12 protein-coding genes are annotated in these 15,197 nt (G+C 34.2%); 5 read left to right on the top strand and 7 right to left on the bottom strand.

The annotated features are described in order from the left end of the window. The first annotated feature begins 25 nt into the window (after positions 1-25). Entirely contained in the window at positions 26-1,429 is a 1,404-nt protein-coding gene (locus EG348_RS14595; protein ID WP_123983738.1) for an OmpP1/FadL family transporter, read from the top strand. 79 nt (positions 1,430-1,508) lie between these two features. On the opposite strand, the gene EG348_RS14600 is transcribed toward EG348_RS14595, so the two are convergent. The 4 genes from EG348_RS14600 to EG348_RS14615 form a co-directional block, all read right to left on the bottom strand. Next, positions 1,509-3,017 carry a RagB/SusD family nutrient uptake outer membrane protein gene (locus EG348_RS14600; protein ID WP_228414753.1) on the bottom strand — a complete coding sequence of 503 codons (1,509 nt, stop codon included), beginning with the start codon at positions 3,015-3,017 and terminating at the stop codon, positions 1,509-1,511. A gap of 156 nt (positions 3,018-3,173) precedes the next feature. Then, positions 3,174-5,918: a SusC/RagA family TonB-linked outer membrane protein gene (locus tag EG348_RS14605; protein ID WP_123983739.1), complete on the bottom strand. Its 2,745-nt coding sequence runs from the start codon at positions 5,916-5,918 to the stop codon at positions 3,174-3,176. Between the two features lie 417 nt (positions 5,919-6,335). Further along, positions 6,336-7,061: a ZIP family metal transporter gene (locus EG348_RS14610; protein ID WP_123985089.1), complete on the bottom strand. Its 726-nt coding sequence runs from the start codon at positions 7,059-7,061 to the stop codon at positions 6,336-6,338. After that, entirely contained in the window at positions 7,061-7,789 is a 729-nt protein-coding gene (locus EG348_RS14615; RefSeq protein ID WP_123983740.1) for a class I SAM-dependent DNA methyltransferase, read from the bottom strand. The genes EG348_RS14610 and EG348_RS14615 overlap by 1 nt, the downstream gene beginning before the upstream one ends. Before the next feature lie 136 nt (positions 7,790-7,925). On the opposite strand from EG348_RS14615, the gene EG348_RS14620 reads away from it, so the two are divergent. Both EG348_RS14620 and EG348_RS14625 read left to right on the top strand, forming a co-directional pair. Continuing rightward, positions 7,926-9,089 carry a class I SAM-dependent RNA methyltransferase gene (locus EG348_RS14620; RefSeq protein ID WP_072411937.1) on the top strand — a complete coding sequence of 388 codons (1,164 nt, stop codon included), beginning with the start codon at positions 7,926-7,928 and terminating at the stop codon, positions 9,087-9,089. An 83-nt stretch (positions 9,090-9,172) separates the two neighbouring features. After that, entirely contained in the window at positions 9,173-9,568 is a 396-nt protein-coding gene (locus tag EG348_RS14625; protein ID WP_123983741.1) for a branched-chain amino acid ABC transporter substrate-binding protein, read from the top strand. On the opposite strand, the gene EG348_RS14630 is transcribed toward EG348_RS14625, so the two are convergent. After that, the gene (locus EG348_RS14630) at positions 9,560-10,831 is read right to left on the bottom strand and encodes a flavin monoamine oxidase family protein (protein WP_123983742.1); all 1,272 of its coding nucleotides are present in this window, start codon (positions 10,829-10,831) and stop codon (positions 9,560-9,562) included. The genes EG348_RS14625 and EG348_RS14630 overlap by 9 nt on opposite strands. A 392-nt stretch (positions 10,832-11,223) precedes the next feature. Between EG348_RS14630 and EG348_RS14635 the strand changes: the two genes are divergently transcribed. Further along, positions 11,224-12,228 carry a glycosyltransferase gene (locus tag EG348_RS14635; RefSeq protein WP_123983743.1) on the top strand — a complete coding sequence of 335 codons (1,005 nt, stop codon included), beginning with the start codon at positions 11,224-11,226 and terminating at the stop codon, positions 12,226-12,228. Positions 12,229-12,290: 62 nt separating this feature from the next. On the opposite strand, the gene EG348_RS14640 is transcribed toward EG348_RS14635, so the two are convergent. Beyond that, on the bottom strand, positions 12,291-13,517 hold the full coding sequence (locus tag EG348_RS14640) for an aminotransferase class I/II-fold pyridoxal phosphate-dependent enzyme (protein WP_123983744.1): 1,227 nt from the start codon (positions 13,515-13,517) through the stop codon (positions 12,291-12,293). A 156-nt stretch (positions 13,518-13,673) separates the two neighbouring features. Between EG348_RS14640 and EG348_RS14645 the strand changes: the two genes are divergently transcribed. Continuing rightward, positions 13,674-14,132: an Lrp/AsnC family transcriptional regulator gene (locus EG348_RS14645; RefSeq protein ID WP_123983745.1), complete on the top strand. Its 459-nt coding sequence runs from the start codon at positions 13,674-13,676 to the stop codon at positions 14,130-14,132. A 3-nt stretch (positions 14,133-14,135) separates the two neighbouring features. On the opposite strand, the gene EG348_RS14650 is transcribed toward EG348_RS14645, so the two are convergent. After that, entirely contained in the window at positions 14,136-15,167 is a 1,032-nt protein-coding gene (locus EG348_RS14650; RefSeq protein ID WP_123983746.1) for a bestrophin family protein, read from the bottom strand. Positions 15,168-15,197 lie beyond the last annotated feature (30 nt).

Below are 15,197 nucleotides of genomic sequence, written 5' to 3' on the forward strand. Positions count from 1 at the left end.
AATTTAATAACTATTCAAAAAAATAATGTTAAAAAAATCTTTAGTAATAATGAGTATTTCTGCTGCATTTTTTGCGCAGGCTCAGGATATTTCTGTACTAAGAAATTCTGTTGATGTTTACTCTAATTCTCAAATGGTAGGTTCTTCCAAGTTTAATGCGATGGGAGGAGCTAACGGAGCTTTGGGTGGAGATGCAAGTTCTTTATTAACCAACCCCGCAGGTTTAGGAGTTGCCATCTCTGGTGAGGTTTCCGGGACGTTGTCAATTATGGGTAATAAAAATACTTCAACATTGGCAGGCGCATCAACGAGTTATAGTAATACGAAAGGTGATCTTGGAAATGTTGGCGGTATTATGACTTTCCAACTGATGACAGAAAGTGCTTGGAAGTTCATTAATGTTGGGGTTAATTTCTCAAATCAGTCACTTGATAATTACGTTGAAACTGCAGGAAACAGCAATATACTTTTTACTGATGTGGATACAGGTAATTCATCATCGTATGGTAAACATGCTTACAATAGATATGGCAATCTATCTAAAACAAGTTTTGGTGTAGGTGCAAATTACAATCATAATCTTTATATCGGTGCAGGATTAAATTTTTTCAACGCATCGCTTGATCAGTCGGATACGGCTTCTTTAAATTCTAACACGAATAATTCTACGGAATTTTTCAGCAAAAACGGAACGCCATATTACGAAAGGTCTAATGGTTTTTCAGCTTCATTAGGGGTGATTGGGAAATTGAGTCCGAACTTTAGATTAGGAGCTTCTATTGAAACACCTACTTTCTGGACTATTGATAAAAGCTATAATTTCTACAATGATCCAGTTTACGGAGATGATATTGGCCTTGAAAGCAATAAATTTACTTCGCCTCTTAAAGCAACGGTAAGTGCTGCGTTCGTAGCGAGTAAAAATTTCTCTTTGGACGTAGATTATACATTAGGGCTTACAAAACCTAAATATAAAGTATATACTCAAACAGAAACCGACATAAATAATTTCTTTAAAGATAATTATAAAAACTTATCTGAATTAAGAGTTGGTGCGGAATACCGAGTAAAACAAGTACGATTGAGAGGTGGATATTCTTACACTTCAACACCGTTTGATGCCTTGACTATCGGAAGATATACAGATGGAGGAGATCAGGTTGACCAGTCTTATGGTAACCTTATTCTTAATAACAGAAATGCATTGTCATTCGGTATCGGATATGATTTCAAATCATTCTACATCGATGCTGCTTATCAGAATATAACTTCAAAATATACCAACCCTTTTATGTTTGGTGTATTGGATGATAATAATAATTCTGCTTATTATTCTGCAACGAATAGTGTAGCGAGTGATTCGTTCATTGTTTCGGATGTGAAAAATATCAGAAATAACTTCTTTCTTACATTGGGATGGAAATTTTAATTTCTACCCATATATGTAATGAGTGATTAAATTGAGGCTCCGAATCTTCGATTCGGAGCTTTTTTATGTTTAATTGTTATTAATCAGGATTTTGAATCAGGTTTGGTTGAATTTGTATCTGTTGTTCCGGAATATATTCTATGATTCTATTATTGGTATAAGGTATTGTATAAAATGGATTGTTTCCGCTTAAATGTGTACCCGGATATTGTCTGTTCATTTCCAGTTTATTTCTGAATACATCATATTTTCTTTGTGCTTCAAAAGCAAGCTCAAGTCTTCTTTCTTGAAGAACAATATCTAAAATTGTTTGTCCTGCCGGAACTGTTGCGTATGTTGGAATTCCTGCTCTTGTTCTGATGATATTAACATCAGCTAATGCAGAAGTTGTCATTCCTTTTTTGGCATAGGCTTCAGCTCTATTTAAATATATTTCTGCTAATCTAACCACAACCGGTGACCATAATTGTGCTACACCTTCCTGTAGTGAACATTTTAAGATGTAAAATTTAGGATATCCGTTTCTTTTATCCATGTCATTATCTAAAGTAACATATGTTTTGGCACCTCCTGAATTCATAAAATAATAATTTGTTTTATTAGGTAAAACTTCAGGATATATTTGATAATTGACGTTGTTCATTGTGAAGTAAGTGTTCCCTCCTTGTTGAAATGTCTTTTGAAAAACATAATTGTAAGTTACTCCTCCCGAAGCATTGGTTCCCTGCTGTACCCAATAGGCAACCGGAATTAGCGGATCGCTGTATTTAGGAGAAATAAATTTCAATCTTGCATCCTGAGGATTTTGTCTAATGAGGTTTAAATAAGAAGAAGATGCATACATCTCGCCCCAACCCACACTTTGAATATTCGCGTACATGGATCCGATCGTGTACCAGCCATCGCTGTAATCACCATCTTTATTATATTTAAATGCAAAAATGGTCTCGTTGTTGTTTTCCGGAGTTTTGGTTGCGTAAGAAGGGAGTTCGGAATTCGACAACAGGGTGTATTTTCCGGAATTGATCACTTTATCAGCGTATTCAATGGTTTTATCATTGTTTTCCATATAAAGATAAACTCTGGAAAGTAATGCTTGGGCAGCTTCTTTAGAAGCGTAAATATTTTTTTTATCAAGAGTCATGAGTTGTTCTGCTTTTTTCAGATCATTAGTAATCTGATCGTAAATAGCTCCAACAGTTGCTCTGGGTGGCAATTCATTAACATCATCAGAAGTTTTCAATGGTACTCCTAGGTTTCCTGTTCCTTGATTGTACGGTCTTCCAAATACGTTTACTAAAGAGAAATAAACATAAGCTCTTAGGAAATAATTTTCACCAATAAGTTGGTCTGTCTCGGCATCTTTTCCTTCGGAAAATTTAGATATAACCCTGTTGCAGCCAATAATAGCTTTGTATCCGGCATTCCAGATGGTATTGGATCGTCCGTTATTTTTAATACTTCTGTAGTTGTAATAATAGAAAAACTGATCAGATGTGGTTCCGCTAATATCAATGTTGTCTCCGCCATATTCACCAACTCGATATAGGTTATTAAAAAAGCCGCCGCCGTTGGCATCGCCTTTCAATAGAGCATAATTTCCTAATGTTATCGTTTGTAATCCTGTTGGATCTGCCAGTATTACATCAGATCCTTCGAATCGAAAGGTGATCGGTCTATATTACACGCTGTTAGCGTTAATGCAAAAAATGGAATGAATATTTTTTTCATAATGTTTTAAATTTTAAAAAGAGAAATTAAAGCCCAAAGAAAACCTTCTTGGAATAGGATATATTGTTTCTGCTCTACCGGAATATGTAGTTTGGTTACTTGGAACTCCTACTTCAGGATCAACGCCGGAAAACTTAGTAATCGTAAATAGATTTTCCCCCATGATATAAATGCTTGCAGATTTCATTTTGATCTTTTCTGTTAATGAGGCCGGGAAATTATATCCAAGTCTTAAAGATCTTAATTTAACATAGCTTGCGTCTTCTAAATATCGCGATGAAGGTCTGTTGGTTAAACTACTGCTGTTGTAACTTGCTACCGGATGCGTTGCGATATCTCCAGGTTTTTCCCATCTTGTCCAGCCATTTTGTAGTACCATTTGGTTGTAATAAGGGTAAGCGCCGTCTGAATCAAATAATTCTCTGTCAGAATTGTAGATCTGCCCTCCTTGTGAGAAATAAACACTGGCATTCATATAGAAATTTTTGATCGTAAGATTGGTGTTGAAAGCTCCGTAATAATCAGGCGTCGCATGGCCAACGACCTGTAATGTTGCCTGATTGTAATTGGATGTTAAAGTTCTGCTTCCATCGGCGTTTACAACCTCCCATTGACCAGCGCCGTTATCAGGGTTTACACCCATCCATTTTCTCATGTAGAAAGAAGTAACATCATATCCTGATATTGCTGCTTGGCTGTTATTTAAAAGTTGGGTGGCATTATTTCTCGTAGAAAGAACAGCATTTTTATAAGTACTGATGTTGAACCCCAGATCCCAAGTAACGGTCGGAGACTTGATAGCGATGTAGTTAAAATTAAATTCCCAGCCTTTGTTTTGCACGTCGCCAACATTCAGATATTGTCTGTCAACGCCTGTTAATGAAGGAAGTGTAGCTAATACTAATAAGTTTTTAGTCTTATTGTTAAAATAATCGATATTTAAAGTTAATCTGTTATTAAATGCTGTAATATCTGTACCAATATTATTTTGGTAAATAGATTCCCAGGTTAAGTCCGGATTTCCTAATTGTCTCCATGTTGCTCCGATCTGTCCGTTATATACTTGCGTTAATGCATATAGATCCTGCCAGCCGTAATTTGGAGTTGGAGTGTTTCCTACAAGACCTCGGCTTGCTCTTAACTTCCATTCATTGATCGCTTTTACATTGAAAAATTTTTCTTTGTGAACATTCCATCCTATACTGTAAGAGTAAAATAATCCGTTTCTTTGATCCTTACCAAATGCGGAAGAAGACTCACTTCGTAAAGATCCCTGAACAAAATACTTTTTATCATAAACATATTCTGCGTTGAATAGAAGAGCGTTGTAAGCTCTTTCGAATTTCGTTCCTGATGGTTTTTGTCCTGTTGTAGCTCCATCATCAAAAATATCCGTTCCCGGAACCACACCGTAAACGCCTGCTCGGGATATTTTATAAAACCTGTCTGAATATTCGTAAGCTGCTAATGCATTTACATTATGAACACCAAAATCTTTATCAAATCTCAACATCTGATTAAAAAACTTACTGATGTCCTTTACATATGATTCTGTTAATCCACCTTTATTACTTTCTCCGGAGATAGATCTTGGATCGGTGTAGTACATGTCATCATAGTTCATGTAAGTAATGTTGTTTGTTGTAACAAATTTCAAGTAATCAGTAATCTTAATTTCTGCGTCAAGATTTCCTAAGAGATCTAATTGGTTGCTTTTTCCATAATTCCATTGTAGGTCATGTAAATAATTACTGTAATCTCTTCCGTACCAAGTTCCTTGATAAGTGTTTGGATTTATTAAGTTTCCGTCCGAATCTCTAGGGTTGTCCCAAGGTAAGTTGAGGTACATTTGGTATAGTGAGCCTTGCTGATCTTTTCCTGTGGTGTAGGATAGGCTAACTTTTGGTTTTAAGGTTAACCAAGATTTTACTTTTTGTTCATGATTAATCCTGAAAGATAATCGGTTGAATTCGTATGTTTTAACCGTTCCTGTCTCATTGTAATAATTCCCGGAAATATAGGTTTTAGAATTTTCAGACCCTCCCCTGAAATCTATGGTGTAATTTTGTACAACACCTGTTTGAGTGCCGTTTTTAAGCCAGTTGTAACCATCATTTCTAAGTTCTTGAGGAAGAGGAGGAGCGTTTTTAAGTGATGTGAAGTTATCATATAATTGAGTTCCGTTCATTAGTTTGAAACGGCCATTATTAAATGTATTGAAGGAGTTATTTATTGAAAAGCTCAAGATGCCTTTTCCTGAGTTTCCAGACTTTGTGAATACCTGAACAATACCGTTGGCGCCCCGTGATCCGTATAGAGCGGTTGAGGTAGCGTCTTTCAATATGTTGATGCTTTCAATCTGACTGGGATCTAAATTGGGGGTTCCTGTCATCATTACCCCATCTACCACCCATAAAGCCTGACTAGGACCGTTAATTGTAGAAGTTCCTCTGATTTTTACAGTTGCGGTAGATCCCGGTGCGCCGCCGCCGAGGCTAACCTGGGCTCCTGCTGCTTTTCCTTGTAACATGCTGGATACATCTGAAGTGCTGGCATCTTTTAACTTTTTGTCAGAAATTGTTGAAACTGCTGCGGTAAGACTTGATTTTTTTTGGGCTTTATAACCAATAATGACTACATCTTCAATTTCTGTCTCTCTCAAGGAGTCTTTTTCTTTTCCTGTCTGCGCCGATATAAAGCTGGACATTAAAAAAAAAACAACACCTGCTTTTTTAAAATTTTTGATATGGTTTTTCATGCATCTGCTATTTTATTATCGCTAATGTACAAAAAATGTCGTATTAATTATTTATATATTCATAAATTATGTTAAAATAGTATTTATTAAATAATTATTATGTTTTAATATTAATTAATTATTAAAAATTACAGTAAAATAAAAACTTTTTGATAAATAAATTAATTAGATTTTAACTCATTTCTTTTTTTATAAGAATGTTTTTTTTTATGAGAAAAATTAATTTTTAAAAGCAGATTTCGGGGTAAATTTAAAGGAGATTTTGAGATTATTTTCCATGTTTTAAATGTTAAATTATTTCAAACAAATTATATTTAATAAAAGTTCTTTAAAAAAATAATAAAAAATAGCCATTTAATGTAAATGGCTATCGTTATTTTTATGTATTATATTTAAGATTGATAAAGAGAAAAAACTTTAATGATGATGTCCCACATGGTCATGATTGTGGAAAAGATGCATTAATAAAGCCAACGAAACTCCTAAAATTACCAGTCCGATTTTCATCCAGTCAATATTATGATTTTTATTGCTTTCAAAAATAATTACGGATGATATATGTAAGAAAATTCCTCCTACGATGGCAAGGAAATAAGGTTGCAAATCAGGATTGAAATAATTACCCAACAACATTCCTAAAGGTGAGGCTAAAGCAAATAATGCTACGATCAGTATCGATGGATAGGAAGATCCTTTAGAACCTTCTTTTCTGTTAAACAAAAATGCTCCCAAGATAAACGATATCGGAAGATTGTGAAATAAGATTCCCAAAAGATACGGGGAAAGCTCATGTTCTTCATTAGCCAAAGGAATTCCTTCAATAAAAGCATGAACGAAAAGCCCGACCATTAAAGCAACAGGAAGAATATTATGATCACTGTGATGATGAACGTGGCCGTGCTCGAAACCTTTGGTTAAAGCTTCCAGGATCATTTGTAAAAGCACACCGGCAATGACGAATATTCCCAAATTGCTACTTCCTTCAACAGCATAAACTTGAGGAAATACTTCATTTAAACAAATCGTGATCAGGAAACCGGCGCTTAAAATCAATAGATTTTTCGCTAATTTTTCCTTTTTCCCGAAGTGCTTTCCAAGAAATACGCCTACAATTACACTTAAAATCAGTAAAAAAACGGTTATCATGCTTTTTTCTTAAATAAATTGATACAACGCGTTGAAACGTCTTTATTAAAATCATTCAATTGATAATCTCCCCAGATTTTCACTCTTTCAAAACCGCATTCTGTTGCGTAAGAATTGATGGCGTCCAGCGTATGAAGTTTTACTTTTTCAAAGAAGTGGAAAGGTTTTCCGTCTGCTTCAAACTGAATATCTTTAACGATATGTCTTCCTTCAATTTTCTTACAGATTTTAAAATCAATGTCACCACGAGTGATTATTGACTCAGGAACGATGTTTTTTCTTACATATTCTTCATTCAGATAATCCAAAACAAAATATCCTCCGGGTTTTAGAACATTATATACTGATTGGAATACATTTTTATCATCTTTTTCGTTATCAAAGTATCCAAAACTTGTAAATAAATTGAAAACCGCGTTCATAGGATCCGCATCGATAGGATTTCTCATATCGTGAACATCAAAAAGTAAGGTTTGATTTTCAAATTGTTTATCAAATTCTATACTCTGTCTGGAAAGATCTAATCCTAAGACATCATAGCCTAATTTATTAAGGAAAACCGAGTGTCTTCCCTTACCACAAGCCAGATCAATAATCTTCGAAGAAGGCGGTAACTGAAGCTCCGAAGTAAGCTTTGTAATGAAGTTTTCTGCCTCAGTATAATCTCTGTTACTGTAAAGCAAATGATAATAAGGTGTATCAAACCAAGATTCAAACCATTCCATAATGCAAAAATAACTAAATTTGTGGTCTTAAAAGAAATGTATTTAAACATTGAGGGATTGAAAATTTCAATAAACAGTAAAATTGAAGCCTTAATCTTTTAGTTTTTAAATCATTAAATCTTTTAATGATAAAATTATGGATATAGAAAATCTAAAGATTCAGATCAAGACATTCTTCGGTCTGGAGCCGATCTTGGCGGAAGAGATCAAAAAATTAGGTGGGCGTAATGTCGAAATTAAAAATCGTGCGGTAAATTGTGAAGGAGATTTGGGTTTCCTTTATAAAATTAATTATTCTTCGAGAACTGCTTTAAAAATTTTAGTTCCTATTTTGGAATTTAAGGCTTTTAATCAGCATCAGTTTTACGATAAATTGTTTAAAGTGGATTGGGAGCAGTTCATGGATGTTGATCAGTCTTTTGCGATCGATTCAACGGTGAATTCTGATACTTTTAAGCATTCACAGTTTGTAACCTTGAAAATGAAAGACGCAATTGTTGATTATTTTCAGGAAAAAGTTAAAAAACGTCCGAATGTGGATTCTAAAAGTCCACAAATCAAGTTTCACCTTCATATCGACAGAGAATTGGTGACAATTTCTTTGGATTCTTCTGGTGATGCTTTATTTAAAAGAGGATACAGAAAAGAGCAGGGTGAAGCACCAATTAATGAAGTTTTAGCAAGCGGAATGCTTCAATTAGCAGGTTGGGACGGAAAAGGGAACTTCCTAGACCCAATGTGTGGTTCGGGAACACTTTTGATAGAAGCGGCAATGATCGCGTTAGATCTTCCTGCGCAGATTTTCAGAAAAAGATTTGCATTCCAAAACTGGCAAAATTATGATTCTGAATTATTTGCAAGAATTAAAGAAGTAAGAATCGGTAGAATTAAAGAATTTACAGGTAAAATTGTAGGTTACGATATTGATGGAAGAATGCTTAGCGCTGCAATAACCAATATTGAAGCTGCTGAAATGGAAGATATTATTGAAGTGAAAAGACAGGATTTCTTTGAAACCAAAAAAGAACTTTTCCCTTTATTAATGGTGTTTAATCCACCTTATGACGAGAGAATTTCTATTAATGATGATGATTTTTACAAGAAAATAGGAGATACTTTCAAAACGCATTATCCGAATACATTAGCTTGGCTAATTTCTTCTGACTTAGAAGCTGTGAAGAAAGTTGGACTTCGACCTTCAAGAAAGATCAAACTTTTCAACGGAAAATTGGAAACAAGATTTTTACAGTACGAAATGTACGAGGGAACGAAAAAAGTTCATAAACTTGAAAATCAATAAAAATATTTACACAAAAACCTTCCGATTTGGAAGGTTTTTTATTTTTGAAAATTCTATTTTTGCTTACAATGTAAAACGAATGTATGTCTTGGAATATTTTTGATATTATAGGTGTTGTGCTTGATGCTTTAGATCTTTTGGGTAGCTCATCAGCTCCGAGTTGGGAGACGAAAAAAACAGCAAAACGCAAAAAATCCAAATATTTTGTAGAATGGTTCAGTACTTTTTTTACAGTGACAAGTTTAGTTTTATTATTTATAGTTTTTAAAGATCCTTTATTGGTTCAGAGCCCATTTCAGACTATATGTATTGCTATTCTAATTGGGATTGTTTTCACATTTAGTTGCTGTTTTGCATTGTATCTTTTAGAATCTTTCTACTTCAAAAGTTTCCTTTCCATGATGTTTTTCTGTACTTCGTTAATTCTATTGTCAACTGCTTCGGTATTGTATTTATATATAAGATCAGGTTTATTTTAATTGAATAATTTTCTTCGCTGTATTCTCTCCGGTGATTAAAGCTGCTTCTACAGTTCCGGTTGCATCTCCTGTATACAGGGCTTCTCCTGCAAAATATAAAGTTTGCTCAATCGGGGTATTTAAAACTGCTCTAGCTTCCTCTGAATTTATTTTATCATAAGAATATGCACACTTTGCAAAAGGATCGGCAGAAGGAACACTGATCTCCCAGTTTTCTAAATTTTCAAAAATAATATTTTCAGGAAGATCAAAAAAATGATGTAAAGTTTTCAAAGACCTATTTAAAAGTTCTTCCTTTGATGAGTTTCTCAGTTCAAAAGCTTTTGGACCTCCCAACCAACCCGTTAATAATGTGGGTTTTGTTTTATGCATCCACCAAGTCGGTATTTCTTCATCACTCAAGAGCAAATGCAGATCTTCAAGTTTAGACATTTTTGAAGTTTTAAAAAACTCAGAATTAAATTGAAAAATAAATTTTATAGCGTGACCAGAACCAATCTCATTCGCTGCTGAAATATACTCCGGAATCTGGGGCTTAAATTCAATCGATTCCTGCTGTAAAAGAGCGATTGGTAAAGTGAAAATTACTTTTTCTGCTTTGTATTCTTTATTGGATTTACTTGTAAGAAAAACTTCATTTTTTTTCCAGTTAGCGCGTGTAATTATTTCTGAAAAGTGGAAATTAACACCATTTTCCCTGCATTTTAAATATAAATATTCAGTTAAAGAAGAATAACCGCCTTCAATTGTGTACTCATCTTCTTCTTCGTTGTCAGGATTTTCTTCACGAAGAGAAAAAACGCTCATCTCATTTGGATCTGCACCATCGTAACCCTGAACAAAATTGAGAATACTTTTTCTTAACTGAGAATGTTTTTCGCCTTTAAAGTTATTTTCTAAAAATTCATAAACGCTGCAGTCTTCCGTAAGTTGGCTTAATTTTTCATGAAAAACTTCAAAATATTCTGAAAAATTGTCATCCTGATTAAAAACGCCTTCTTCATAATTCCAAATCTCACCTTCAGTTTTATAATATGGAACTTTTGCTTCATCAAGCAATTGAAGTGTTGTAGGAAGATTTCCGTGTACAAATTCGGCACCCAATTCTAAGAAATAGGGAAAAGAGTTTGTGTTTTTTGATTTAATTCGTCCTCCTATACGATCCTGAGCTTCAATTATTTCTATATTAAAACCTTGTTTGCTCAATTTGTATCCAGCCATAAGACCTGAAGCTCCTGCTCCGACGATAATAATTTTTTTCATATATCCGCAACAGCAAATTTTAAACCATCAAATAATTATTATGTAAAGAAAAGGGAACGCTTCTTTTCAAAACCGACTTCCTACGGCATAAACATCTGTTACGAAGGCTGTCTTTCTAGAAAGATCAATTCCTTTAATAACTTCATGCGCTGTTGATTATGCATTAAAACCTGAATTGATATGTTTTGTACTTGTTTCCTGAAAATTTGTCTTTCCATTTTTACATGTCTTAATTTATTGAGACAAAATTAGGAGCTAAAATAATGGTTTAGTTTCTTTAAAATGTGAATATTTTAATCCTGATGTAAAGATATTTTTATAATTAAATCATAATGTCTGGTCAAGAGTTTGCAAGTTCTTTCATGAATAATTAATTTTGAAAAATTTTCAATTTGAAACCTACAATTTCCATCGTCGTTGCTATTTTTAACCGAAAAGATGAACTTTTTGAGTTATTAAATTCTCTTACCCAACAAACAGATAAAGATTTTGAGATCATTATCGTTGATGATGGTTCTTTTGTTGATCTTAAGCCTACCATAAAGAATTTTGACGAAATATTAGAGGTTAAATATTTCCGGAAAGAGAATTCAGGCCCGGGTTTAACAAGAAATTACGGTGCAAAAAGAGCAGAAAACGAATGGCTGGTTTTTGTCGACAGTGATGTGATCGTAGAACATGATTATATTGAAAATATTAAAAAAAGTATTATTGAAATCCCATGTGACGCCTTTGGTGGTGCAGATAAAGCGCATAAAGGTTTTAATCTGATGCAGAAAGCAATTTCATATTCTATGACCTCTGTTTTTACAACCGGCGGAATCAGAGGAAGTAAAAAGGCTGTTTCAAAATTTCAGCCACGAAGCTTTAATATGGGCGTGAAGAAAGATGTTTTCGAGAAAGTGGGCGGTTTTTCTGAAATGAGAATCGGAGAAGATCCGGATTTGTCGATGACGCTTTGGGAAAAAGGTTTTACAACGGCTTTTTTCGATACTATTGCGGTGTATCATAAGCGTAGAGTAGACCTTGGAAAATTTTCAAAACAAGTTTATCAGTTTGGCTGTGCAAGACCGATTCTTAATCAAAGGCATCCGAATTATGTAAAAATTTCTTTTGCTTTTCCAACCTTATTTATGTTGGGTTATATTTTGGGCTTTATTGAATATTTTTTTCTGGGAAGAGGGATTATTCTTGGTTTTTATGGATTATACACTTTTATGGTGCTCTTCCATGCTTTAATAGTCACTAAAAATATAAGTATTGCGGGAATGGCAGTTATTTCAACGTACATTCAGATGTTTTCTTACGGATATGGCTTCTTAAAGTCTTGGGTTTTATTAAATATTTTCAGAATGAAACCGGAAGACGCTTTTCCTAAACATTTTCATAAGAAATAATCTTTAAACCAAAGAAAAAAATAAAAGCTGTCGAAAAATTTCAACAGCTTTTGTAAACATAATTAGTATATAGAGATGGTTTCATGGCTGAGAATACCTACTTTATGCATGCATTCCTTCATCTTTTCGTATGTTCGTTCGATGTCGTGATCCAATCCTATTGAGAATCTGATCAGTCCATCGGAAATTCCCATTTCAGCGCGTTCCTCTTCCGGAATTTCAGAAGAAGTTGAACTTCCTGAGCATGAGAATAATGTTTTATAGAATCCTAAACTTACGGCTAAGTAACCTAAGTTTTCCTGCTGCATCAGTTCCATTAATTCGTTGGCTTTATCTGTTGTTCCTGCGTCTAAAGTCAGTAATCCGCCGAATCCGTATTCCTCATGCATCATACTTTTCATTAATTCATGATTTCTGTGAGATTTCAGACCGGGATAAACGACTCTTAATCCGTCTTTTTCAAATCTTTCAGCCAAATACATTGCATTGTAGCTGTGCTGTTTCATTCTGATATGTAGCGTTCTTAAGTTCTTTAAAATACTTGCAGATCTGAAGCTGTCCATTGTCGGCCCAAGTAGCATACAAGCTCCGTTATTTACATTTTTTGTGTCGTTGATGAACTCCTGAGTTCCGCAATAAACACCACCCACGGTATCACTGCTTCCGTTGATGAATTTTGTTAAACTGTGAATAACAATATCAGCGCCCAATAAAGTAGGTGAAATTGAAAGAGGGGAGAACGTATTATCAACGATCAGTTTTAAATTGTGTTTTTTACAGATCTCGGAAAGTCTTCTCAGATCAGCCACTTCAAGAAGCGGATTGCTCACACTTTCACAATAAATAACTTTTGTGTTGGGTTGAATGGAAGCTTCAAGGGCTTCAAAATTATTAATATCTAAAAATGTAGTTTCAATGTGAAAAGGAGGAAGAAAATTTTTCAGGAAAGCGTAAGTTCCACCGTAAATTGTTCTGCTCGAAATAATATGATCACCACTTTTACAAACCTGCATTAAAACAGAAGTAATAGCGCCCATTCCGGAAGCGGTAACGTTGGCAGCTTCGGTATTTTCAAGTTTTGCTAATGCCTGGGCAAGATAAAGATTCATCGGTGATGAATGTCTTGAATACAAATAGCAACCTTCTGCATTTCCTTCAAATGTATCGAACATCGTTTTTGCAGAAAGAAAAGTATACGTTGAACTGTCTGAAATTGATGGATTTACTCCACCAAATTCACCAAAATATTGTAAATCCTGTATTTCATTTGCCGCGTTAAAGTCTCTCATGATGGTTTTCGATTTTGTTGGGCTAAAAATGAATTAATTACAGAATTATTACAACTAAATTTTGAAATATTAGAATATAAAACTATTAAATATGAATTAAACCGAAAAAATGTTTATTATATTTGATTAATGTAAACTTTTACCAAAAATATATCTATGACATTTGATGAAATTGATAAAAAACTGCTTCTTTTTTTACAGGAAGACTCTAAACAAACCACCAAAGAGCTTTCTTACAAGCTTGGTTTGTCGGTAACAGCTGTTTATGAACGAATTAAAAAGCTTGAAAATACAGGAGTAATTTCAAAATATGTGGCGATTCTTGACAGACATAAAATCAATAGGGATTTTATAATTTTGTGTCATGTAAAATTAAGTCAGCACAAAAAAGAATACGTCCTTCAGTTTGAACGTGAGGTGATGAATTTACAGGAAGTCACAGAATGTTTTCATGTGAGCGGAGATTATGATTACATCCTTAAAATTGGTGTTAAAGACATGGAAGATTACCGTAATTTTATGTTGACTAAATTAACCACTTTACAGCATATTGCGAGTACTCACAGTTCATTTATGATCTCTGAGGTGAAAAATACGACGGCAATTGTTCTTTAAATTTTAAACTAAAACTCCGTTTTTAGATGAAATTGGTTCAGGAAGATCTGTTTCTCCCGTCATTTGTAAAAGGTCTATCTCAATAGTTCTGCAAATAGAAAGCATTGGAACGTCAAACATCAATCCTGCAAACGGATTTTCAGAATAATCTCCCACCAATTCCATGATAATATAGATCCAGCCGATGGTGATACAGAAAGGAATTGAAGTCCAGATTCCCCAATCTCCCAATTTTGCGAATTCATTCACCAAACCCAACGGAAGCAAAAGGATAAAAAGGATATTGAAGACGAATGCCGTACTTGCAAACTGCCTTGGTGACGGAAATTTTTTAATTCTTTCAGCCTGTCCCTGAAAGTTGTAAAACTCGTTTAAAGAATTCTGTAATTGAACTTGGTTAAATTCAGAAATAACTTTATCATTTTTTAAATCATTAATCTCTTTTGCCTGTTTTGAAACTAAGAAAGTTGCGAAATTCTTATAATCAGACTGTAGTTCAAATTCTTCTTCAGAAAGGTATTTATGCAGGAAAATCGGAGTTCTTCCGTAATCGGGAAAACCTGCTTTGATCAATCTGTTACGTTTGTGATCAATATTTTTGAAACTTTCATCTTCATGGCTGATGTGTTCCCATTCTGTAGGAACCAAAAGCTGCTCACGAAAAGTGTAAAGCCATGCGATATGACGGTATACGATTCTTTTTCTTCTTTCTTCCAGATCAAAACTTCCTATTTCTTCATTTTTGATATCAAAAGCGTAGACCATTGAGGCAAATGATCTGCTAGAGTTTACAATGCCACCCCAGATTTTTCGGGCTTCCCAAAGTCTGTCGTAGGCCTGATTATTTTTAAAACCTACCAAAAAAGCTTCCGCAGTACCAATCAACGCCACCGGAACCCAGGGAATGGTCATCCATTGCCAGTTGAAAAAATAGAAAAGAACAGCGATCAATGTACACCAGACCGAGATCCAGATCAAATGATGACCGGATAAATTTAAAACCTGTTTATAATTGACGTATTTTGTAGTAATCATCTGTGCGAATTTTTAATGTGAAAGAAATAA

This window comes from Chryseobacterium sp. G0201, assembly GCF_003815655.1.
Classification (GTDB): domain Bacteria; phylum Bacteroidota; class Bacteroidia; order Flavobacteriales; family Weeksellaceae; genus Chryseobacterium.